General features: G+C 41.4%; 25 protein-coding genes and 1 pseudogene. 17 read left to right on the top strand and 9 right to left on the bottom strand.

Going from position 1 to position 22,911, the window contains the following annotated elements; translation table 11 throughout:
- Positions 1-5 precede the first annotated feature (5 nt).
- From D8862_RS06410 to rpsD, 3 genes are all read left to right on the top strand, one after another.
- Positions 6-704 carry a response regulator transcription factor gene (locus D8862_RS06410; RefSeq protein ID WP_000751223.1) on the top strand — a complete coding sequence of 233 codons (699 nt, stop codon included), beginning with the start codon at positions 6-8 and terminating at the stop codon, positions 702-704.
- Positions 701-1,735 carry a sensor histidine kinase gene (locus D8862_RS06405; protein WP_125449408.1) on the top strand — a complete coding sequence of 345 codons (1,035 nt, stop codon included), beginning with the start codon at positions 701-703 and terminating at the stop codon, positions 1,733-1,735. The genes D8862_RS06410 and D8862_RS06405 overlap by 4 nt, the downstream gene beginning before the upstream one ends.
- A gap of 202 nt (positions 1,736-1,937) precedes the next feature.
- Positions 1,938-2,549 carry a 30S ribosomal protein S4 gene (gene rpsD, locus D8862_RS06400; RefSeq protein ID WP_000092756.1) on the top strand — a complete coding sequence of 204 codons (612 nt, stop codon included), beginning with the start codon at positions 1,938-1,940 and terminating at the stop codon, positions 2,547-2,549.
- Between the two features lie 133 nt (positions 2,550-2,682).
- On the opposite strand, the pseudogene D8862_RS06395 reads toward rpsD, so the two are convergent.
- The 3 genes and pseudogenes from D8862_RS06395 to rpmF all read right to left on the bottom strand — a co-directional run bounded on the left by D8862_RS06395 (position 2,683) and on the right by rpmF (position 3,631).
- A pseudogene (locus D8862_RS06395) lies at positions 2,683-3,205 on the bottom strand (HXXEE domain-containing protein).
- A 78-nt stretch (positions 3,206-3,283) separates the two neighbouring features.
- Entirely contained in the window at positions 3,284-3,433 is a 150-nt protein-coding gene (gene rpmG / locus D8862_RS06390; protein WP_001265622.1) for a 50S ribosomal protein L33, read from the bottom strand.
- A 15-nt stretch (positions 3,434-3,448) separates the two neighbouring features.
- Complete coding sequence (gene rpmF, locus D8862_RS06385; RefSeq protein ID WP_000290417.1) at positions 3,449-3,631, bottom strand: 50S ribosomal protein L32; 183 nt, start codon at positions 3,629-3,631, stop codon at positions 3,449-3,451.
- A gap of 220 nt (positions 3,632-3,851) precedes the next feature.
- Between rpmF and ilvD the strand changes: the two genes are divergently transcribed.
- The gene (gene ilvD, locus D8862_RS06380; protein ID WP_000137343.1) at positions 3,852-5,555 is read left to right on the top strand and encodes a dihydroxy-acid dehydratase; all 1,704 of its coding nucleotides are present in this window, start codon (positions 3,852-3,854) and stop codon (positions 5,553-5,555) included.
- A 60-nt stretch (positions 5,556-5,615) separates the two neighbouring features.
- Here ilvD and D8862_RS06375 read toward each other — a convergent pair whose 3' ends face one another.
- The gene (locus D8862_RS06375; RefSeq protein ID WP_125449406.1) at positions 5,616-5,957 is read right to left on the bottom strand and encodes a metal-sulfur cluster assembly factor; all 342 of its coding nucleotides are present in this window, start codon (positions 5,955-5,957) and stop codon (positions 5,616-5,618) included.
- A 123-nt stretch (positions 5,958-6,080) separates the two neighbouring features.
- Here D8862_RS06375 and D8862_RS06365 point away from each other — a divergent pair, with 123 nt between their 5' ends.
- The 12 genes from D8862_RS06365 to D8862_RS06305 all read left to right on the top strand — a co-directional run bounded on the left by D8862_RS06365 (position 6,081) and on the right by D8862_RS06305 (position 15,285).
- A complete protein-coding gene (locus tag D8862_RS06365) occupies positions 6,081-6,932 on the top strand; it encodes an Rgg/GadR/MutR family transcriptional regulator (RefSeq protein WP_125449404.1) in 852 nt (283 codons plus the stop codon).
- A 199-nt stretch (positions 6,933-7,131) separates the two neighbouring features.
- Positions 7,132-8,379: an MFS transporter gene (locus D8862_RS06360; RefSeq protein ID WP_125449402.1), complete on the top strand. Its 1,248-nt coding sequence runs from the start codon at positions 7,132-7,134 to the stop codon at positions 8,377-8,379.
- Positions 8,380-8,457: 78 nt separating this feature from the next.
- Positions 8,458-9,738, top strand: coding sequence for a histidine--tRNA ligase (hisS, locus tag D8862_RS06355; RefSeq protein WP_125449400.1), 1,281 nt, complete (start codon positions 8,458-8,460; stop codon positions 9,736-9,738).
- Between the two features lie 144 nt (positions 9,739-9,882).
- Entirely contained in the window at positions 9,883-10,086 is a 204-nt protein-coding gene (locus tag D8862_RS06345; protein WP_125449523.1) for a helix-turn-helix transcriptional regulator, read from the top strand.
- Positions 10,086-10,274, top strand: a complete 189-nt coding sequence (locus tag D8862_RS06340) for a hypothetical protein (RefSeq protein WP_125449398.1) — start codon at positions 10,086-10,088, stop codon at positions 10,272-10,274. Before D8862_RS06345 ends, D8862_RS06340 begins: the two co-directional genes overlap by 1 nt.
- Positions 10,261-10,458: a hypothetical protein gene (locus D8862_RS06335; protein WP_185760847.1), complete on the top strand. Its 198-nt coding sequence runs from the start codon at positions 10,261-10,263 to the stop codon at positions 10,456-10,458. Before D8862_RS06340 ends, D8862_RS06335 begins: the two co-directional genes overlap by 14 nt.
- Positions 10,459-10,460: 2 nt before the next feature.
- A complete protein-coding gene (locus D8862_RS06330) occupies positions 10,461-10,811 on the top strand; it encodes a PspC domain-containing protein (RefSeq protein WP_125449394.1) in 351 nt (116 codons plus the stop codon).
- An 18-nt stretch (positions 10,812-10,829) separates the two neighbouring features.
- On the top strand, positions 10,830-11,564 hold the full coding sequence (locus D8862_RS06325) for a DUF3169 family protein (protein WP_185760846.1): 735 nt from the start codon (positions 10,830-10,832) through the stop codon (positions 11,562-11,564).
- 9 nt (positions 11,565-11,573) lie between these two features.
- Entirely contained in the window at positions 11,574-12,215 is a 642-nt protein-coding gene (locus D8862_RS06320; RefSeq protein ID WP_125449390.1) for a CPBP family intramembrane glutamic endopeptidase, read from the top strand.
- A 17-nt stretch (positions 12,216-12,232) separates the two neighbouring features.
- Positions 12,233-12,451: a hypothetical protein gene (locus D8862_RS06315; protein ID WP_038804236.1), complete on the top strand. Its 219-nt coding sequence runs from the start codon at positions 12,233-12,235 to the stop codon at positions 12,449-12,451.
- 151 nt (positions 12,452-12,602) lie between these two features.
- The gene (gene aspS / locus D8862_RS06310; RefSeq protein ID WP_125449388.1) at positions 12,603-14,366 is read left to right on the top strand and encodes an aspartate--tRNA ligase; all 1,764 of its coding nucleotides are present in this window, start codon (positions 12,603-12,605) and stop codon (positions 14,364-14,366) included.
- Positions 14,344-15,285 carry a YitT family protein gene (locus D8862_RS06305; RefSeq protein WP_125449386.1) on the top strand — a complete coding sequence of 314 codons (942 nt, stop codon included), beginning with the start codon at positions 14,344-14,346 and terminating at the stop codon, positions 15,283-15,285. Before aspS ends, D8862_RS06305 begins: the two co-directional genes overlap by 23 nt.
- A 33-nt stretch (positions 15,286-15,318) precedes the next feature.
- Here D8862_RS06305 and D8862_RS06300 read toward each other — a convergent pair whose 3' ends face one another.
- The 5 genes from D8862_RS06300 to D8862_RS06280 form a co-directional block, all read right to left on the bottom strand.
- Positions 15,319-16,305, bottom strand: a complete 987-nt coding sequence (locus tag D8862_RS06300) for a LacI family DNA-binding transcriptional regulator (RefSeq protein WP_125449384.1) — start codon at positions 16,303-16,305, stop codon at positions 15,319-15,321.
- 9 nt (positions 16,306-16,314) lie between these two features.
- Positions 16,315-17,115 carry a DUF1189 domain-containing protein gene (locus D8862_RS06295; RefSeq protein WP_125449382.1) on the bottom strand — a complete coding sequence of 267 codons (801 nt, stop codon included), beginning with the start codon at positions 17,113-17,115 and terminating at the stop codon, positions 16,315-16,317.
- A 259-nt stretch (positions 17,116-17,374) separates the two neighbouring features.
- Complete coding sequence (locus D8862_RS06290; RefSeq protein ID WP_001065641.1) at positions 17,375-18,217, bottom strand: sugar ABC transporter permease; 843 nt, start codon at positions 18,215-18,217, stop codon at positions 17,375-17,377.
- 1 nt (position 18,218) lies between these two features.
- Complete coding sequence (locus tag D8862_RS06285) at positions 18,219-19,511, bottom strand: sugar ABC transporter permease (protein WP_000414947.1); 1,293 nt, start codon at positions 19,509-19,511, stop codon at positions 18,219-18,221.
- Positions 19,512-19,635: 124 nt separating this feature from the next.
- Complete coding sequence (locus tag D8862_RS06280; RefSeq protein WP_000095459.1) at positions 19,636-20,904, bottom strand: extracellular solute-binding protein; 1,269 nt, start codon at positions 20,902-20,904, stop codon at positions 19,636-19,638.
- A 474-nt stretch (positions 20,905-21,378) separates the two neighbouring features.
- Between D8862_RS06280 and malQ the strand changes: the two genes are divergently transcribed.
- Positions 21,379-22,896 carry a 4-alpha-glucanotransferase gene (malQ, locus tag D8862_RS06275; RefSeq protein ID WP_125395554.1) on the top strand — a complete coding sequence of 506 codons (1,518 nt, stop codon included), beginning with the start codon at positions 21,379-21,381 and terminating at the stop codon, positions 22,894-22,896.
- The last annotated feature ends 15 nt before the right edge of the window (positions 22,897-22,911 follow it).

The following is a 22,911-nucleotide window of genomic DNA, read 5'->3' as shown; positions in this document are numbered from 1 at the left end:
GTCAGATGAAAAAAACAATTTTGCTGGTTGATGATGAGATAGATATTCTAGATATTCAAAACCGCTATCTTATACAGGCAGGTTACGACGTTTTGGTCGCCCATGATGGCAAGGAGGGATTAGAGCTTTTCAGAAAAAAATCTATCGACCTCATTATCACAGATATCATGATGCCCAATATGGACGGTTATGATTTTATCAGTGAAGTTCAGTATATCGCTCCGGATCAACCCTTCCTCTTTACAACTGCTAAGACAAGCGAACAGGATAAAATTTATGGCTTAAGCTTGGGGGCAGATGATTTTATAGTCAAGCCCTTTAGCCCACGCGAATTGGTTTTAAGAGTGAATAATATCTTGCGTCGCCTTAGCCGTGGAGGAGAGACAGAACAGATCGAGTTTGGTGACTTGGTAATCAACCATGTGACTCATGAAGTTCGCATTGGGGAGCAACCTTTGGAATTGACAGTAAAATCCTTTGAACTTCTATGGATATTAGCCAGCAATCCCGAGAGAGTCTTTTCAAAGACGGAACTTTACGAGAAGGTATGGCAAGAGGACTATGTGGATGATACCAATACACTCAATGTTCATATCCATGCTTTGAGGCAAGAGTTGACCAAGTATACGAATTCCAATGCTCCTGCTATCAAAACTGTCTGGGGTTTGGGCTATAAGATGGAAAGACCAAGAGGTAGAAAATGAAATTAAAAAACTATATTTTAGTGGGGTATCTAGTGTCGACTCTACTAACGATTTTGGTCGTTTTCTGGGCAGTCCAACGGATGTTGATCGAGAAAAGTGAAGTTTACTTTCTAGTTGGAATGACCTTGATTGCTAGTTTCATTGGCGCTGCAGTGAGCATCTTTCTTTTGTCGCCAGTGTTCTCTTCTCTGAAACATTTGAAAAAACAAGCTCAGGATATAGCAAGCAAGGATTTCAGCACAGAAATCGAAACCAAAGGCCCATTAGAATTTCAAGAGCTGGGCCAGGCTTTTAATGACATGTCCCACAATTTGCAGGCTACCTTTCAATCACTTGATGAGAGTGAGCAAGAAAAGAGAATGATGATTGCACAGCTCTCTCACGATATTAAAACTCCCATTACCTCCATTCAGGTTACTGTGGAGGGAATTCTAGATGGAGTGATTAAGGAAGAGGAGCGGCTCCACTATTTAACCACGATTGGTCGGCAAACTGAGCGTCTAAACAAGCTAGTAGAGGAATTGGATGTTCTGACTCTTAACACCCAACCTCAAGATACTGCTGATGAAGAAGTCGAAGAGGTCTTTTTAGATCAATTGCTGATTGAGTCAATGAGTGAATTTCAACTCCAGATTGAACAAGAGGAGCGAGATGTTTACATTCAAGTGTCACCTGAGTCGGCGAAAATCAAGAGCCATTCTGACAAACTTTCTCGCATTTTAGTCAATTTGTTAAACAATGCCTTTAAATATTCAGAACCAGGAACCAGAATCGAGGTTCTTGCCCAATTAACAGAGCAAGAGCTGAGAATCAGTGTGAAAGACGAGGGGCAGGGAATTCATCCTGAGGATTTGGAAAAGATCTTTAAACGACTTTATCGTGTAGAAACTTCGCGCAATATGAAGACGGGTGGGCATGGCTTAGGTCTTGCGATTGCACGAGAACTAGCCCATCAGCTTGGTGGCGAAATCACAGCAGAAAGTCAATATGGCTTAGGAAGCAAGTTTACATTCAGCCTCAATTTAAAATAAAGCCGTAAAATCCCTTTACAAATCTAGCTATTCATGGTACAATAGCCTTTGTGTGAAATAGCAGCAGGAAAGCATGAAGCTCGTCAACAGGTGTCTTATGACAAGTAACCTTGGCTGTTTAGGCGAAGGGCATCTGCACGAATCAGGGCTTTCTAAGTGACTATTTCCACCGAAATATTATTTATATCAGGAGGACATACATATGTCACGTTATACAGGACCATCTTGGAAACAAGCTCGTCGCCTTGGCCTTTCACTTACAGGTACAGGTAAAGAATTGGCACGTCGTAACTACGTACCAGGACAACACGGACCAAACAACCGTTCTAAATTGTCAGAATACGGTTTGCAATTGGCTGAAAAACAAAAACTTCGTTTCACTTACGGTGTAGGAGAAAAACAATTCCGTAACTTGTTCGTACAAGCTACAAAAATCAAAGGCGGAATCCTAGGTTTCAACTTCATGCTTCTTTTGGAACGTCGTTTGGATAACGTTGTTTACCGTCTTGGTCTTGCGACTACTCGTCGTCAAGCTCGTCAATTCGTAAACCACGGTCATATCCTTGTTGACGGAAAACGTGTTGATATCCCATCATACCGCGTAACTCCAGGTCAAGTAATCTCAGTTCGTGAAAAATCATTGAAAGTTCCAGCTATCCTTGAAGCAGTAGAAGCTACTCTTGGACGTCCAGCATTCGTATCATTCGACGCTGAAAAATTGGAAGGTTCATTGACTCGCTTGCCAGAACGCGACGAAATCAACCCAGAAATCAACGAAGCACTTGTCGTTGAATTCTACAACAAAATGCTTTAATTTTAAGAAATATCTTACAGAAAGCCTACAACAGTGGGCTTTTTACTTTGTCTTAAAAAAACTATAGAACACTTATTAACTGTGAAGGGGGATAAAAAAATTCCCTGCAAAATGAAATTGCAAGGAACTTTTGTTAATGGTTATAGGCAAGCCAGGTGGAATACTTTCTCCCAAGCCAGAGAGCAAAGAGGAGATTGATGACGACGATGCCTGAACCGACCAGTGAAAATAGGAAAAATTCGCTGGTCGAAACTCGCCACAAATGTACAATGTCTGTAATCAAATAAGCACTGATAGGGAAACAGAGGACAGAAGTAATCAGAGCAGGGATGGATATACTTACCAAGAAAGATTGCTTGCCCGATATGGAGCAAGAGATGGAGTGCAAAGGCCACAAATCCTCCTAACCAAACTAATTCGAGTACTCTAGATTGAGTAAAATACGCTAATAAAGTGATGGATAAGACAAGAATAAATTCCTCAAAAACAGCAAGGGCAAATCCCTCTGTTGTAATTCCTTTGTGAATCTTGAGAATAGCTGGAGCCTTTTGAGCCAGTAAGGTTTCGTTGAGATGAATCCAAGGGACAAGACCGATAATTTCTTCCATATCGTGAAAGATAAAGAGTAGAGGGAACATCCAAAGATAAAATGCCATAAATCTCTCCTGAGGGGCTATAAATCGCTAACCAATAAAGCAAAAAACGCCCAGTAAGGCGTTTTGAGTTAGGTGTGCTTATTTAACTTCTGTAAACACAACGTGTTTGCGAAGTTTTGGTGAGTATTTCTTCAATTGAAGACGGTCTGGAGTGTTACGTTTGTTTTTAGAAGTAAGGTACAAGCGTTCACCAGATTCTTTGTGTTCAAGTGTAATATTTACGCGCATGGTATCTCCCTTCTATTATTCAGCTGATGCAGCTTTAGCGATTTTACGTCCTTTGTAGTATCCTTTAAGTGATACACGGTGAGAACGTGAGTAATCTCCAGTAGTTTCGTCAAAGTTTACAGATGGAGCTGTTACTTTGTAGTGTGTACGACGTTTGTTTTTCTTCGCTTTTGAAGTGCGACGTGCAGGTACTGCCATTTTGATTTCTCCTTTAGGTATTTAAATTCGATTCAATCTACTGATTTTCATCAACCATACTAGGATAACACATTTTTTTTGTAAAGTAAAGTTACTTGACAAAAAAAGATGAAAAAATTAGAAGTTGTTAATCGAAATTTTCTGAAAATTCAAGAATTTTATTCTGTTCTTCATGCGGAAATTGTGCTATAATAGTAAAAACTGAAACGGGAGGGATAAGATGACTGAATTAGATAAACGTCACCGCAGTAGCATTTATGACAGCATGGTGAAATCACCTAACCGTGCTATGCTTCGTGCGACTGGTATGACAGATAAGGACTTTGAAACACCGATTGTGGGAGTGATTTCAACTTGGGCGGAAAATACACCATGTAACATTCACTTGCATGATTTCGGGAAACTGGCTAAAGAAGGTGTCAAATCTGCTGGCGCCTGGCCTGTACAATTTGGAACCATTACCGTAGCAGACGGGATCGCCATGGGAACGCCTGGTATGCGTTTCTCTCTAACATCTCGTGACATCATCGCGGACTCCATCGAGGCGGCTATGGGTGGTCACAACGTCGATGCCTTTGTCGCTATCGGTGGCTGTGACAAGAACATGCCTGGTTCTATGATTGCCATTGCCAATATGGATATCCCAGCTATTTTCGCTTACGGTGGTACTATCGCCCCTGGAAATCTTGATGGCAAAGACATCGACTTGGTTTCTGTATTTGAAGGAATCGGTAAGTGGAACCATGGTGACATGACAGCTGAGGACGTGAAGCGTCTTGAATGTAATGCCTGCCCTGGCCCTGGTGGCTGTGGTGGTATGTATACAGCTAATACCATGGCGACTGCTATCGAAGTTCTCGGTATGAGTTTGCCAGGATCTTCATCTCACCCAGCTGAATCAGCTGACAAGAAAGAAGATATCGAAGCAGCAGGACGAGCTGTTGTCAAGATGCTGGAGCTTGGTCTCAAACCATCAGATATCTTGACTCGTGAAGCTTTTGAAGATGCCATTACAGTAACCATGGCTCTCGGTGGGTCAACCAATGCCACTCTTCACTTGCTTGCCATTGCCCATGCGGCTAATGTTGACTTGTCACTTGAGGACTTCAATACAATCCAAGAGCGTGTACCTCACTTGGCCGACTTGAAACCTTCTGGTCAGTATGTCTTCCAAGATCTCTACGAAGTCGGTGGTGTCCCTGCGGTTATGAAGTACTTGTTAGCAAATGGATTCCTTCATGGGGACCGTATCACATGTACTGGTAAGACCGTTGCTGAAAACTTGGCTGACTTTGCAGACCTCACACCAGGTCAAAAAGTCATCATGCCACTGGAAAATCCAAAACGCGCAGACGGACCGCTTATTATCTTGAACGGGAACCTTGCCCCTGATGGCGCGGTTGCTAAAGTATCAGGTGTTAAAGTTCGCCGTCACGTTGGACCAGCCAAAGTCTTTGACTCAGAAGAAGATGCTATTCAGGCTGTTCTGACAGATGAAATCGTTGATGGCGATGTTGTCGTTGTTCGTTTCGTGGGACCTAAGGGAGGTCCTGGTATGCCTGAGATGCTGTCACTTTCATCCATGATCGTTGGTAAAGGTCAAGGAGACAAGGTTGCCCTCTTGACAGACGGACGCTTCTCTGGTGGTACTTATGGTCTGGTTGTCGGACATATCGCCCCTGAAGCTCAGGATGGTGGACCGATTGCCTACCTTCGTACAGGCGATATCGTTACGGTTGACCAAGATACCAAAGAAATTTCCATGGCCGTATCGGAAGAAGAACTAGAAAAACGCAAGGCAGAAACAACCTTGCCACCACTTTACAGCCGTGGTGTTCTCGGTAAATATGCCCACATCGTATCATCCGCTTCTCGCGGAGCCGTGACAGACTTCTGGAATATGGATAAGTCAGGTAAAAAATAAACTCAAAAAGCAAGCCAGTTTCGGCTTGCTTTTTTTCATCTTCAAAAGTGATTTGCCTGCTTAACGAGGTGGGAGACCTAGGGCAATACGGCCGTAGCGACTGATTCGTGTGATCTTCCAGGCAGGAGACCAAGTAACTTCAACCTTGACATCTTCGATGCCCTCGATCTGTTTCAGACCTGCGACGATTTCGATAGGCAGGCTTTCGGCGCAATCACAGGCAGTATCAGTGAAAGTCATGACAATCTTGCAGAGACCTGTTTCGTTCAGATTGATTTCATAAATCAGCCCTAGATTGTACACATCCAATTCCACATCTGTATCAAAAACCTTCTCTAGTTTTTCGATAATTTGATCTTGTAAGGCCAAAGCGCGGTCATTGATTTTGATATCGTCTCTCATAACAGTCCCTCCACGTGATAAATATCCTCTATTTTCTCATAATTCTGACAATTTGGCAAGTTTTTGATGAATTTTCTGAAAAATATGATAAAATGAAGAAAATACTCAATTAAGGGGAAGTCTATGGAGCAGATTGGAAAAGTCTTTAGACAATTACGAGAGTCAAGAAATATCTCGCTGAGACAAGCAACTGGGGGACAATTTTCGCCGTCCATGTTGTCCCGATTTGAAACAGGTCAGAGTGAGCTTTCAGTGGAAAAGTTTCTATCTGCACTGGAAAATATATCTGCGAGTGTGGAGGAAATCCTCTTCCTAGCGAGAGGTTTTCACTATGATACCGATTCTGAGTTGAGAAAAGAAATCACAGATATCTTGGACCCAAAGAACATAGCACCTCTCGAGGACTTGTATCGCAAGGAGTATCAAAAGTATGCCAATTCTCAAAACAAACAGAAACATATTCTAAATGCCATTATGATCAAGTCTTATATGAAGAGTATGGATGAAACGGTAGAGTTAACAACAGAGGAAGGGGAAGTCCTTCATGATTACCTGTTTTCTACCGAGATTTGGGGGAACTATGAGCTCAATTTGTTCTCAGTTAGTTCCCCACTCTTATCTGTTCCTCTTTTCACTAGATATGTACGAGAAATGGTCCGAAAATCTGATTTTCTAATGGAGATGAAGGGGAACCGAAACCTGTTTCACACCATGCTATTGAATGGTTTTTTAGCCAGCATTGAGTGTGAAGAATTTACCAATGCTTATTATTTTAAACGTGTTATCGAAGAGCATTTCTACAAGGAAAACGAGACCTATTTCCGAATTGTCTATTTGTGGGCAGAAGGTCTCCTTGATAGCAAGCAAGGCAGAGTCAAGGAAGGACAAAAAAAGATGGAAGATGCTGTCCATATTTTTGAGATGCTTGGCTGTAACAAATCTGCCGAATACTACAGAAAAGCAACAGATTGTTGAATATCTGCAAACTAAGAAAATAATTTAAAATTTGAAGCGATAGAACTCTTGTCCTCTCTCATGTCATCAAAGAGATTTTATCGTTTTTTTAGCTTTTTTTGTGTGTTGCATATATTCAAAAGTTTACCCTTTCAAATTTCTAAGTGCTATACTATAGTCATACTTCATATAGGGATTAGAACAAGAAGGGAGATTATCTATGAAACTATTGTTTAGAAATCAAGCTTATCGACTCTTGACTTTGTCACGATTCTTCAATGCTTTTGGTGCTTCGATTTTTAACCTGGTATTTATCGTCTATGCATCGACCTTGCCACAAGCCTCTTTTGCTGTTGCTATGGCGAATATTGTCATGATTCTTCCGACTCTCTTTACAGTTTTTGTAGGGATTCGGGCAGATTACACGAGGGACAAGGTCAAATGGATGACCTATAGCGGTTTGTTTCAGGCTCTTCTCTTTTTCCTAGCAGCTTTGGTACTTGGTCAAGCCAGTCTCTTTGCCTTTTCCAGCCTGTGTTTGATTAATGTCATCAGTGATGTGATCAGTGATTTTGCAGGTGGTTTGCGCATGCCTCTTATTAAGGAAAAAGTGGCTGAAAATGATCTGATGGAGGCTTATTCTTTTTCCCAGTTTATCACCTATATTTCAGCTATTGGTGGTCAAGCTTTCGGAGTCTGGCTCTTAGGTCTATCGGTCAATAATTTTTCTCTCGTTGCGGGAATCAATGCCTGTTTTTTCCTAGTATCAGCCGCTATTCTCTTTTTAGGAAAAAGCAAATTAAGCCTGTCAATTTCATCTGCTGATGGTGAATTACTGAAAAATGAGACTCTCTCTATCAAAGATCAGTTTCTATCGATTTACCGAAATTTACGTCTCGTTTTTCTTAAAAGTGGACAGAAAAACTTTGGTTTTATGCTCTTTGCTGTCTTGCTTATCAATGCCTTGGGTGGTGCTTTGGGAGGCATTTATAACATCTTCTTTTTGAGCCATTCACTCTTGAATTTTTCTTACACAGAGGCACTATTTATCAATCAAGTCTGTGTTTTAGTAGCAATCATCATCAGTAGCCTTACGGGCAATGATTATTTTGGGAAGCAGTCCTTGCCTAGATTGATGATGTGGGCGACCTTAGGACTTAGTCTAGTTGGTCTAGCTAATTTATTCAATCAAGTCGTGCTCGGTTTACTATTTCTCTTTTTAACTCTGTATGTGTCTGGTAAAGTTTCACCAAAGATTAGTGCCATGCTCATGAAAAATCTAGCTCCAGAGGTTCTAGCTCGTACCAGCAATTTTTTAAATCTTCTCTTTACCCTCTCTATTCCTGTGGGAACAGCCTGTTTTTCACTTGTAGCCGTATGGGATATGCAGTTGACCTGGATCTTATTTGTTGGACTTTCCTTGCTGGCTATCCTTCTGACAAGTCTTAATCTCAAAAATGATATTTGAATCCTAATTTTTTTTCATACTGTTTTAATCCCTCTATTTATGGTAAAATAAGACTATTAAGTTTAAAGAGGATTCCCTATGAAATTACAAAAACCAAAAGGAACGCAGGATATTTTACCTGCTGAGTCTGCTAAATGGCAGTACGTTGAGGGCTTTGCCCGTGAAATTTTCAAGCGCTATAACTACGCAGAAGTGCGTACGCCTATTTTTGAGCATTACGAGGTCATCAGTCGCTCTGTCGGAGATACAACGGATATCGTAACCAAGGAAATGTACGATTTTTATGACAAGGGTGACCGCCATATCACTCTTCGTCCAGAAGGAACTGCGCCCGTTGTCCGTTCCTATGTGGAAAATAAACTCTTTGCTCCAGAAGTGCAAAAGCCAAGTAAGTTCTATTACATGGGACCTATGTTCCGTTATGAGCGTCCACAAGCAGGTCGTTTGCGTCAGTTCCACCAGATTGGTGTTGAGTGTTTTGGATCTAGCAATCCAGCTACCGATGTGGAAACCATCGCTATGGCAGCCCATTTCTTGAAAGAAATCGGAATTCAAGATGTCAAATTGCACCTCAATACTCTTGGAAATCCCGAGAGCCGTGCGGCTTACCGTCAAGCCTTGATTGACTATTTGACACCGCTCAAGGAGACCTTGTCTAAGGATAGCCAACGTCGTTTGGAGGAAAATCCTCTTCGTGTCTTGGACTCTAAGGAGAAAGAAGACAAGGTGGCAGTGGAGAATGCGCCGTCTATCTTGGATTTCCTTGATGAAGAAAGCCAAGCTCACTTTGATGCTGTGCGTCAAATGTTGGAAAATCTTGGAGTAGATTACATCATCGATACCAATATGGTGCGTGGTCTGGACTACTACAACCACACCATTTTCGAGTTCATCACAGAAATCGAGGGCAATGAATTGACAGTCTGTGCGGGTGGTCGCTATGATGGCTTAGTTGCCTATTTTGGTGGTCCTGAGACTGCTGGATTTGGTTTTGGACTTGGTGTAGAGCGCCTGCTTCTCATTCTTGAAAAGCAAGGTGTGACTCTCCCTATCGAAAACGCTCTAGATGTTTATATCGCAGTTTTGGGTGAAGGAGCAAATGTTAAGGCCTTGGAGTTGGTACAAGCCCTTCGCCAACAAGGATTCAAAGCAGAGCGTGATTACCTCAACCGTAAACTCAAAGCTCAGTTCAAGTCAGCCGATGTCTTTGCTGCTAAGACCCTCATTACCCTAGGAGAGAGTGAAGTCGAAAGCGGACAAGTGACAGTTAAGAACAACCAAACTCGAGAAGAAGTTCAAGTGTCACTCGATGCTATCAATCAAAATTTCTCAGAAATCTTTGAAAAATTAGGTTTTTAATAGTATTTAAAACTGGTCAGGGAATTACCCCTGACCTTTTTCCTTTGCAAAATGACAAAAATCATAAACTTTTTGACAAATATACTTGTCAAAAAGAAAAAGATGTGTTACAATATAAGCAAGTTAAGAGTAAAGGAGAAAGGAATGCTTAAAAATCGTTTAAAAGAGCTTCGGGCTCGCGATGGTCTTAATCAGACCGAACTTGCCAAGCTAGCTGGCGTGTCCAGGCAAACCATCAGTTTGCTAGAACGGGATGAGTACACCCCATCCATCGTCATTGCCCTGAAGATTGCTCAGATATTCCATGAGCCAGTCGAGTCGGTATTTCGTATAGAGGAGGATGAGTGATGAACAAGTATAAAGTGATTTATTATAGGAGTGTTTTTGCCTTTATTGTGAATGCTTTTGCTATGATTGGAACATTACTGGGTTGGTTCTATTTTGTTGAAAGTAAGTATTTGTTTTGGATTAATTTAGTCCTCTTGTCCATTTTCAATCGGTTGAAGAAAAAGGAGAAAAATGATGAACAAGTATAAAGTGATCTATTATGTAGTTGCCATGGCTCTATTAGTCAGTGTGTTTCTACTGATTGGGATGGACCTAGGCTGGTTTAATCTGTATCAAAATGACCAATTTATTTGGGCCTACTTTGCCCTCATACCAGTAATTGAATGGATTGAAAAGAAATCAAAAAATCTAGCAAGTGAAAAAGGAGAATGAATATGAAAGAGTTTTTAGCAGGTTTTCAAGTAGATACTGAGAACAAAGAACTTGCAGGTGTCTGTGCAGGTTTAGGAAATTATTTTAATATCAAGACTAACATCATCCGTTTAGCAGCAATTTTGTTGTTTCTTTCGTCAACAGAGTTTGGGATTTTAACAGTCATCCTATATGCTTATCTAGCAGGCTGGCTTGGGAGAGATCCTTTAGGAGAGGGGGCGAAAAAAGCAAGAAACCAAGCTATTCTCTTGTTTGCTGTTTGTTTGATTTTAGTATCACTTGGAACAGAGGGTTTGACAGTAATTTATGAATCAGGTAAAGCCTTTGGTCAGTGGTTAGTTGGATTGGTTTAGTTTAGAAAGAGGATGAATATGAAAAAGAAACGTGGATTGTTATTTTTAATGTCTGTTGTCTTTGGAGGCTTCTTGGGCATGTTTGCAGGGATGTTTAAGGCCTATACCGAAAACTATGGAACCATTTTAGATGTCAAAACCGTGATTCCATGGATATCATCTATTTGTTTACTGTTAGGTTTCATTAGTATGTTTTTGACTTTCGATTTCTTAAAGAAAAGCAGAACATTTCACTCCTTGTATCACGAGGAAATGGATGATGATCTGAATGAAACCTATTATGTACAAATGTATCGTAATCTCGAGTTTGGAACTATTGCTTTTAATAGTGCAGGTGTAGCGATTTTTTTGGCTCTTTTCATCTCAGGTAGTGAAGTCATTGTACTAAATATCAGCTATATAACCTTATCTCTTTCTTTTTTGGCATTAGTGATGATTTTCAGTGCTCAAAAATATCTCTATAAGACCATTGCGATCGTTCGTCAGTTTGATTTGGAATTCTTCTCTACACCAAAGGATGTCTTGGACTACATAAATTCCTATGATGAAGGGGAGCGTCAGGCTAATTTGGAACAAAGTTTTCGAATTTTATTCCAATTAAATCAGTATGTCTTGCCAGGTCTCTATTTTTTGATTGCTATCTTTTCTTTATTGACAGGAGAGATTCAGTTACTAGCCTTCTTGCTTGTAGGAGCGATCCATATTTATATCAATGTGATGCAATTACCTATGGTAAAACGTTATTTCAAATAGGAGCCTTTTATGAAAATACTTAAAAATCTTGGCTGGTTTCTGCTAGCTGTTCTATCCTTTTTCTTTGGTTATGGTCTGGTTCAGAGTATGGCTCTGTCAGCTCTTGGACTAGGGGCTTCAATCTTTGGAGTCTTGCCACTTTATGTCGTCCTTTCAGGGGCCTATGTTTATGGAGTTTACAGATGGTATCAGACAGAAAAGGTTAGTATCCAGACGACTGTTTTTAATCGTTATATCTGGTTGCCTACCCTGGTTTTGCTGGTGGCTATTGCAGCCCAGTTCTTTTTACCAGACGATCCGTCGGCTAATCAACAGACTGTATCACAATTGACACTAGCTCAGCCTGTCTTTGGTTTCTTTATGGTGGTGGTCTTTGCTCCTCTGACGGAAGAACTCATCTTTAGAGGAATCTTGGCGCGCTATCTCTTTCCTAAGCAGGCTAATAGTAAACAGACAGCTCTGTTTCTCCTTGTATCAAGTGTACTATTTGCCTTGATTCATTTTCCAGGGACTTTGCAACAGTTTTTAGTCTATGCTAGTCTGGGATTGAGTTTGGGTCTTGCTTATGTGAGCCGAAAAGGTCTTCTTTATAGCATTTCTTTACACGCTTTGAATAATTTAATCGGCTTTTTGATGATACTCATGCTATAATAGAGTCAGGAGGTCACATGAAACGAGTAATTTTATTAGCAGTGATACAGGCGGTCGTTCTCTTCTTTATCATCGGGGCACTTGCCTATGCCTTTAAAGGCGACTTCTTTTACAACTATCTAGCAGTTGTCTTTGCGCCTATTGCTGGAATCTTACGTTTTGCGACAGCTTATGCGACGGAGATTGTTCTACCTAAAAAGGCAGCTGAGATTGCCGAAAAGCGTAAAAAAGGTTAAGAATCATAATCAGGGAATCCGATGACGTTTTCATCGGATTTTTTGTCTGTTTGTTTTGATTTCTAAAGGCAATCAAACTTTTCTGCTGATTTTCATGAAGTGCCTGCGCTTTTATGGTAAAATAGTAACAGAATAAAAGAGGAGAGAAAACATGAAACGTAGTATGTATGCTGGTCGTGTTCGTGAGGAACATATCGGACAAGAAATTACCTTGAAAGGATGGGTTGGACGTCGTCGTGACCTTGGTGGTTTGGTTTTTATCGACCTTCGTGACCGTGAAGGGATCATGCAGTTGGTTATCAACCCTGAAAAAGTATCTGCAGAGGTCATGGCAACAGCTGAAAGCCTTCGTAGCGAATTTGTCATCGAGGTGACTGGACGAGTCGTTGCGCGTGAGCAAGCTAATGATAAGTTGCCAACGGGTGCGGTTGAGTTGAATGTGACAGCTCTTATAGTGCTGAATACAGCCAAAACAACACCTTTTGAGATTAAAGATGGGATTGAGGCCAATGACGATACACGTTTGCGTTACCGTTACCTCGACCTTCGTCGCCCAGAAATGTTGGAAAATCTCAAACTTCGTGCCAAGGTGACCCACTCTATCCGCAACTACTTGGACGAGTTGGAGTTTATCGATGTGGAAACACCCTTCCTTTCTAAGTCAACACCAGAAGGGGCGCGTGACTATTTGGTGCCTTCTCGTGTCAATAAAGGGCATTTTTACGCACTTCCTCAAAGTCCGCAGATTACAAAACAGTTGTTAATGAATGCGGGATTTGACCGTTACTACCAAATCGTTAAATGTTTCCGTGACGAAGACTTGCGTGGGGACCGTCAGCCTGAATTTACCCAGGTCGACTTGGAAACGTCATTCCTTAGTGAGCAAGAAATCCAAGATATTACAGAAGGCTTGATTGCGCGCGTGATGAAAGAAACCAAAGGCATCGAAGTAACGCTTCCATTTCCTCGTATGAAGTACGATGACGCGATGGCCCTTTATGGTTCTGACAAGCCTGATACTCGTTTTGACATGTTGCTTCAGGACTTGACAGATCTTGTCAAGGGAGTAGATTTCAAAGTCTTCTCAGAAGCACCTGCCGTTAAAGCCATTGTGGTTAAAGGAGCTGCGGACAACTACTCACGTAAAGACATCGACAAGATGACCGAAGTAGCCAAACAGTACGGTGCCAAAGGTCTTGCTTGGGTCAAAGTTGTTGATGGTGAATTGAATGGGCCAGTTGCTAAATTCTTGACTGCCATCCAAGCAGACTTGACTGCAGCACTTGGTCTTGAAGATAAGGATTTGGTTCTCTTTGTAGCTGATACACTTGAAGTGGCCAATGCAACCCTTGGTGCCCTTCGTGGTCGTATTGCTAGAGAACTTGACTTGATTGATAGTGACAAATTCAACTTCCTTTGGGTTGTTGACTGGCCAATGTTTGAATGGTCTGAAGAAGAAGGTCGTTACATGAGTGCCCACCATCCATTCACCCTTCCACAGGAAGAAACAGCTTACGAATTAGAAGGTGATTTGGCTAAGGTTCGTGCCATTGCTTACGATATCGTCTTGAACGGTTATGAGCTTGGTGGTGGTAGTCTTCGTATCAACCAAAAAGACCTCCAAGAACGCATGTTTAAGGCTCTTGGTTTCTCAGCTGAGGAAGCCAATGATCAGTTTGGATTCCTTCTGGAAGCTATGGACTATGGATTCCCACCACACGGAGGTTTGGCTATCGGGCTTGACCGCTTTGTGATGCTCTTAGCAGGAGAAGAAAATATTCGTGAAGTCATTGCCTTCCCTAAGAACAACAAGGCAACCGACCCAATGACACAAGCCCCATCAACGGTCGCTCTCAAACAACTAGAGGAACTCAGCTTACAAGTAGAAGAAGATGAAACAAGCAAAACAAATTAAGCGGTGGCGCTATTATCTGCGCCGCTTTGCTTATCAGATAAAAATCTTACGAGTTTTACAAAGTATCTCTCGGGAAAAATATGATGAGAAAATCTCGGCTTCTCTGGTCTATGGATTTTTGTCAGCAGTAGCAGTCAATTTCTTTTTTCAACCAGGACACGTTTACTCCAGTGGTGCGACCGGTTTGGCACAGATTATTTCTGCCTTGAGTCATCACTGGTTTGGTTTTTATATTCCGATATCGCTAACCTTTTATGCTATCAATTTTCCGTTGATGATTTTGGCTTGGTATCAGATTGGGCATAAGTTTACAATCTTTACCTTTATCACAGTATCCATGAGTTCCCTCTTTATCCAGCTTGTGCCAGTTGTGACCTTGACAGAGGATCCCATCATCAATGCCCTTTTTGGGGGTGTTGTCATGGGCTTGGGGATTGGTTTTGCGCTCCGTAACAATATTTCTAGCGGAGGTACAGATATCGTCAGTCTGACCATTCGAAAGAAAACGGGTAAGAATGTCGGTAGTATTTCTTTCTTGGTAAATGGAACCATCATGCTGATAGCAGGTCTGACCTTTGGTTGGAAATACGCCCTCTACTCCATGATTACCATCTTTGTATCCAGTCGTGTGACAGACGCGGTCTTTACAAAGCAAAAACGCATGCAGGCCATGATTGTGACCAATAATCCTGACAAGGTAATCGAAAAAATCCATAAAAAATTGCACCGCGGAGCTACTATGATCCACGATGCGGAAGGAACCTATAATCATGAGAGAAAAGCAGTCTTGATTACGGTTATCACACGAGCAGAGTTTAATGATTTTAAACACATCATGAAACAGGTTGATCCGACAGCCTTCGTCTCTGTGTCCGAAAATGTCCACATCCTAGGACGATTCGTAGAAACGGACAATTAATAATACTCAAAAGACCAGCTCTGGAGCTGGTCTTTATTTTTCGATAATTTTGTGGGCAATCAACTGACGGTAACAAATCTGTTTATTGTTTTTAGCATCGTTGATGATTTGGAGAATCGTTTCAAAGGAAACGCGCCCAAGTTCCAGACTATTGATATCGACATAAGCTACGAGGTCCAGTCGAGGATTGACAGAGTCGAAACTCAAGACAGGAACAGTTAACTGATGCTTACTGATGTAGTCACAAACTCCTTCTGCTAGGAGACTATCGGTTGTGATGATAGCGTCAATCTGCGGATCGTGATTGAACAGGAGTTCACTGAACTGATAACCTTTTTCTTCTAGAAATTCGGTCGCAAAGTAGGTCAGGTTGGTATCAATCGGAAGTTGGTGTTGTTTGAGTGCTAATTCGTAACCTTTTAGACGGTCTTGTGTAACGAAAAGTTTCTTGGTTCCTCCAATAAAGGCAATTCTGCTGCACCCCTTTTTGATGAAATACTCAGCTGCATCAAAACCGGCTTGGACATTATCATTGTCGACAAGTGGGATAAAGGGTGAAGTAGATTTTCCGAGGATAAGGAAAGGGAACTGTTCCTCCGCTACGAGCTTCACCAGTGGATCTTCTTCTTGAGCGTAGAGGAAGATCAGACCATCGACACGTTTCCCGTAGACCATTTGTGAGATGGCATTGAGGCGCTCCTTCTCATCTTTACCAGTCGCGATCTGAATAGCATAGTGGTTCTCAGATGCCACTTGGGCGATCCCTCGTAGAACAGATGGGAAGAAAGGATTTTGGTAAAAGGCATCCGAGTCGTCAGGAAGCACTAGGCCGATAACTTGAGTATAGCTGCTAACTAGGCTACGAGCATTGAGATTGGGATGGTAGTTAAGTTCCTTCATAGCCTTGCGAACTCGTTTTTTGGTTTCATCACTAATTGTTGATTTGTTTTGAATAACGCGGGTTACGGTTGAAGGTGAGACACCTGCAGCCTTGGCCACATCTTTAATCGTAACGGGCATAAAAATCTCCTATTTATGATAATCTGGATCGCGGTAATGTGTTTTATAAAAGATAGCGACCAGATAAAGAACAAAAAGAATATTTTGTACAGTGATAAGGGTTGCCATATTTTGGCCAAAAAGTCCCAAAATAAGCGTAATCAGAGTGGGTAATCCTAAACAGTTCAAGATAAAATGGTAGCACTCTTTAAAGGTCCTAAATGAAAAGAGGCGTGATCTTTTGGTGATATAAAGGAGAAAGCTAGCTCCAAGAGAGACAATGAAGAAATTCAATCCAAAGAGAAAGCTTGCACCAAGAACGAGAAAGAGACTGATATAGACCCGGTTTTGTTGATACCAGTCTTTAGAAATGGCCTGGGTAAGATCTTCCTTACTCTGGAAACTCTCCGTTTGAATCGCGTGGTAGCGAATGCGAGTCAGTTCCTTACTTTCCTTGCTGATGACGAGTTCTTCCGTATCAAAATGAAGTTGCAAGTCCTTTGGAAATTCCTTGCTTTGGCTTGGACCAATTAAAAGAGAAGGCTGATGATTCTTCGTACCTGAGTAGTTCAGCTTTCCATCAACGATTTGTGTATTCTCTGACAAGTCCATGATGGCTTCATCTGTCAGCGGTGTATAAACATTATCGATAAAGGTATCCAGTGGATACGTTTCCTGTGAGCTGTTTTGAATGGCAATCGGAACCATAGACAAGCTGATGAGGAAAATGCTCGTAAAGAGAAGCTGAAACCAGTTGAGGCCGAAACGTTTTGATAGGGGTTTACGAAATCCCCAGATACTAGAGAAATACGAGAATGGATATGGAAGCATAGGCATCTTTCTAAAAGTGTTTTCTATATGAGTATTATTATATAGAGAAATGTGCTTTATTTCAAGTCTAGGAGATAAATTGCTTGTTGCAAGAATATTATTTACAGTAACAATCGCTAATACTCAATGAAAATCAAAGAGCAAACTAGGAAGCTAGCCGCAGGTTGCTCAAAGCACAGCTTTGAGGTTGGAGATAAAGCTGACGTGGTTTGAAGAGATTTTCGAAGAGTATAAAATGAAAAAGGGTGGCGGGGATAAATTATCCCTTGTCGCCACCACTTGTAAGTCCTGAAACAAAGTTCTTTTGTAGGAAGAAGAAGAGAATACAGATTGGAAGGGCGATGAGGATAGCACCTGCTGAGAAGTAGGCGATCTTCATGTTTTTCACATTGCTAACGAAGGTTTGGAGACCAACGGCAACAGTAAAGTATTCTTTCTCACGAAGTAAGAAACTAGAGAGGATGTAATCCCCGAAAGGTCCCATGAAGGCCCAGAGGGCTTGTACAGCTACCATTGGGCGAACGAGTGGAAGGACAATTTGCCAGAAGCGACGGAAGTGTCCTGCACCATCTAGTTTTGCAGATTCGTCAAGAGACATTGGCACGGTATCAAAGTAACCTTTCATGAGCCAAGCATTCATCGGAATACCTCCACCGACGTAGAGGAAGATGAGGAACCAGCTATGGTTAAGGGCGTTCAACATAAGTGCCATAACGAAGAAGGCAGTCAAGGCGGCCATGGTTGGTACCATTTGGATGATTAAGAAGAAGACCAAACTTTGCTTACGAGCCAAGAAGTTGTAACGGCTGTAAGCATAACCAGCAAGGACGATGATACTTGTTTGAACAACCATGGTAATCAAGGCGATTATCAAGGTATTGAGGTACCAAGTACCGTACAAGGTTTCAGTAAAGAGTCCTTTAAAGTTATCAAAATTGAAGTCGATGTTAGTATCGAGTTTAAAGGCTGCGACGTTACCTGCTTTAAAGGCTGACATGATGGTAATCAAAAGTGGATAGATAATGACAATTGATAGGCCTATCAAGTAGAGGTAAGTGAGGGTTTGAGTCAGTCTACGTTTGAGTTTGATTGAGTTATTCATCTTAGACGTCCTCCATATCAAATGCGTGTAGTTTCTTGAATGCGATCATAGAGATAGAGATGACAATGATTGAGATAATCAAGGTAACAGCTGCCGCCATAGAGTATTGAGGAGATGTACCTGTTGTCAAACGGTAAATCCATGAAATCAAGATATCAGTTGAACCGGCTCCGCCTCCGACAGTACCAGGACCTCCACCATTAAAGAGATACATGATAGAGAAGTTGTTAAAGTTGAAGGTGTATTGGCTGATCAATGTTGGAGCTGCAACAGCCAAAATCATTGGGAAAGTGATGTTGCGGAATTTTTGCCAAGCATTAGCACCATCGATGTAAGCCGCTTCGTAGAGGTCGTTAGGAATAGACTGCAAGATACCCAAGGTCAAAACGTAAATGTATGGGAATCCTAGCCAACCTTGCATCATAATCAAGGCAATCTTAGTCCAAGTTGGGTCTGTTTTCCAAGGGATAAGAGCTCCATCTAGGAAAGGAAGAACCTTAGACAAAAGAGGCAAGACTTGGGTGTTGATAGCACCGACACTATCATTAAACATATTTGAGAATGTCAAGATAGTGATGAAGGCTGGAACTGCCCAAGGAAGAAGGAAAATAACACCAAAGATACGTTTTCCTTTGATAAATGGTTGATTGGCAATGATTGCTGTAAAGATACCAATAACAATCTGCAAAGTAGAAGCAGCTAAAGCCCAGATAATGGTCCAAGAAAGAACGGAACCAAAGGCTGAACGGAAGGTACTCAAGCTCCAGATGTTCGTAAAATTGGTCAAACCAACCCAGTCCAACAATTTATTTGGTGGTAAGTGTTGGAAGTCATAGTTGGTAAAGGCAATCATCAAGGTTACGATAACTGGAAAGATAATCGCAAATGTCATCGCTACATACGATGGGATGATCAAAAGGTATGGGAATCCATTCTCATAAATACCTTTAATCATATCCTTAAAGGTACGAGCTACAGGAATCCCGTTGTTGATACGTTTAGCAGTTGTATGTGCGTCCTTGATATTAAAGATATAAAAGAGCAAGTAAACGACAACAAAGATAGAATGGAAAGCACCACGAATCAGCATGAAAAGTGAATTGTCACGACCAGGTTTGTCACCAAGAGTGACCAAATTGCTCAATTCAGGGGTTGCAAGTGTTAGAAAATACAGAACAAATAAGACAGTAACACCAAGGAAAATAAATCCTTTCGCTTTTTGTTTGTTATAAATTTGTCCTAAACCAGGAATGATTGACAGCAAGGCTGCTTTGCGAGGCTGTTGTTTTTCCATGATTACTCCTTTCATAGGATGCGAGATAAAACTCGGATTCAATCGTAAGATACGTACGTATAATAATAGGCGTATCTATAAATTCAAAGGGGGATTTTGCTTCCACCCCCCTTGAACAAATCAATTATTCACCAAATTTTTGTTTGATTGTGTCCTTAATCAATGTTACAGCATCATTAGCAGCTGTTTTCGCATCTTTCGTACCACTTACAGCTTCAAAGAGCATTGTTTTAGCTGGGTCCCAAACAGCTGACATTTGAGAGATGTTTGGCATTGGTTGAGCGTTCTTGAACTGTTCAATCACGGCTGTTGTCAACTCATCTTTTTTGCCTTCAGCATAAGTACGAGCTTCAGTATTAGCTGGGATTTCGTTTGTTACATCGTAGAATGCTTTTTGTTGTTCAGTTGAAACTAGGAAGTCTACAAATTTTTGAGCTCCTTCAAGGTTCTTAGTGCTTGCTGGGATAACCCAAGCTTTACCACCACCAAATGTTTCATAGTTTTTACCGTTTGGAAGAGTTGGGATAGTCGCAACACCGTAGTTTACTTTAGCATCTTTAAAGGCTTGAGCTTTCCAAGGTCCGTCGATGATAGCAGCAGTTTTACCTTCTTGGAATTGAGTTTGGATTAAGTTTGGAGCTCCTTCAGTATCTTGCATACCTTTAGGCCATTTTTCGTACCAAGATTTAGCGTATTCGATACCTTTGATTGCTCCGTCGTTTGCAAGTCCGATATCTTTAGGATCTTTACCGTTTTGGCCAAATACATAACCGCCATTACCAGCAAGAAGTCCGTATGCGTAGTAGAAGTTTGTCCAGTCAGCTAGGAAGGCAGTTGTTTTGCCATCTTCACCAGCGAAAGCGTATTTGCTGTCTTTAGCAAGGTTTTCCAAATCAGCAAATGTTTTAGGAGCTTCTTTAAGCAAATCTTTGTTATAGTACAAAACGAGTGATTCGATGACAGCTGGAGCACCATAGACTTTACCACCAACAGTTACAAGTGATTTTGTTTTATCGTCTGTCTTCGCACCATCACTAAGAGTTACTTCTGAAAGTTGTCCGTCAGTACCAAGGCTACCTACACGGTCGTATGGAGCCATCATAACATCAGGAGCTTTACCAGATTGGTTGTCTAGAGAAAGGTTATCAAGACCACCCATTTGGTCTCCTGTTTTGATGGTAACTTTTACGCCAGATTCTTTTTCATAAGCTTTTGCAGCTGATTCAGCAAAGGCTTTATATTGGTCTTCAACGTAGAAAGTGATTTCTTTCGCTTCTGAAGAGCTAGTATCAGCTGCTTTGTCAGCAGTTTTGCTTCCGCAAGCCACCAAGAGCAAGCTAGCGAGAGTAGCAGTTCCGAGCACAGCAGCGCTCTTCATGAATTTAGATGACATAGTGTATTCCTCCTAAAGAATAACAGTATAATTTATTTAGAAAACGCAAACGTTTTCTTTTATGAGCTTAGTATAGCACAAATAGAAAACGGTTGCAAGCGTTTTTAAAAAGTTTTTTAAAAAAATTTTAAGGTTTCAAACATTTGTCAATGCCCTTATATAGGAAAAAACTTTAAATCTTTCTTTCTCTTGAATTGAAAATATATTAGGAAAACGATTGCGTAAATTCGGCTCGGTTTTTCAGAAAATAGAGCAGATATTGGGAATGAATTATCTTAAATCAGAAAATCTTTAAAATTTTTTTCGCTTATTTCGTAAAATATCAGTGGGAATAAGTTTTAGTTAGATAAAAATAATTCAAAAAAATTTTTAAAAACGCTTGCATTTGTCTTTGAAATACGCTATACTTAACTTAACGCAAACGTTTGCGCCTTGATTGCGCAACGTTTTATAACAAACACATGAGGTGCTATTATGAAAAAACGTCAAAGTGGTGTGTTGATGCACATCTCTTCTCTGCCAGGAGCTTACGGGATTGGATCATTTGGTCAGACTGCCTATGATTTCGTCGATTTCTTGGTTCGTACCAAGCAACGCTACTGGCAAATCCTCCCTCTTGGGACAACAAGCTATGGAGATTCTCCATACCAATCATTCTCAGCCTTTGCTGGGAATACGCATTTTATCGACCTTGATATCTTGGTAGAGCAAGGCTTGCTTGAAGCTAGTGACCTTGAAGGTGTTGACTTTGGTAGCGATGCATCTGAAGTCGACTATGCGAAGATTTATTACGCACGTCGTCCGCTTTTAGAAAAGGCAGTTAAACGTTTCTTGGAAGTGGGAGACGTCAAAGCTTTTGAGAAGTTTGCTCAAGACAACCAATCATGGCTCGAACTCTTCGCAGAATATATGGCTATCAAAGAGCATTTTGACAATCTTGCTTGGACAGAATGGCCAGATGCAGACGCTCGTGCTCGTAAAGCTTCAGCACTTGAAAGCTACCGTGAGAAATTGGCAGACAAGTTGGTTTACCACCGTGTGACTCAATACTTCTTCTTCCAACAATGGTTGAAATTGAAAGCCTACGCTAACGACAACCACATCGAAATTGTTGGAGATATGCCAATCTACGTAGCGGAAGATTCAAGCGATATGTGGGCAAATCCACATCTCTTCAAGACAGATGCCACTGGTAAAGCAACTTGCATCGCAGGATGCCCACCAGATGAGTTTTCTGCCACTGGTCAGCTTTGGGGGAACCCAATCTATGACTGGGAAGCAATGGACAAAGACGGTTACAAATGGTGGATTGAACGCTTGCGCGAAAGCTTCAAAATCTACGATATCGTTCGTATCGACCACTTCCGCGGTTTCGAATCTTACTGGGAAATTCCTGCTGGTTCCGATACAGCGGCACCTGGTAAATGGGTGAAAGGTCCAGGCTACAAACTCTTCGCAGCCGTTAAGGAAGAGCTTGGTGTGCTAAACATCATCGCAGAAGACCTTGGTTTCATGACAGATGAAGTCATCGAGTTACGTGAACGTACTGGCTTCCCAGGAATGAAGATTCTTCAATTTGCCTTCAATCCAGAAGACGAAAGCATCGATAGCCCACACTTGGCACCTGCCAACTCTGTTATGTACACAGGAACACATGATAACAATACGGTCCTTGGTTGGTACCGTAATGAGATCGATGATCCAACTCGTGAGTACATGGCGCGTTACACCAACCGTAAAGAGTATGAAACAGTGCCGCATGCAATGCTTCGTACAGTATTTTCATCAGTGAGCTTCATGGCTATTGCAACCATGCAAGACTTGCTAGAACTAGATGAGGCGGCTCGCATGAACTACCCATCTACTCTTGGTGGAAACTGGTCATGGCGTATGACAGCAGACCAATTGACACCAGCTGTTGAAGAAACTTTGCTTGACTTGACTACAATTTATCGCCGAATTAATGAAAATTTGGTAGAATTAAAGAAATAAGACAATATCAGGAGA

Source organism: Streptococcus oralis (assembly GCF_003942585.1).
GTDB classification, from domain to species: Bacteria; Bacillota; Bacilli; order Lactobacillales; family Streptococcaceae; genus Streptococcus; species Streptococcus oralis_BE.
The sequence above is the reverse complement of the archived record's forward strand: the minus strand, read 5'-3'. Positions and strand labels throughout refer to the sequence as shown.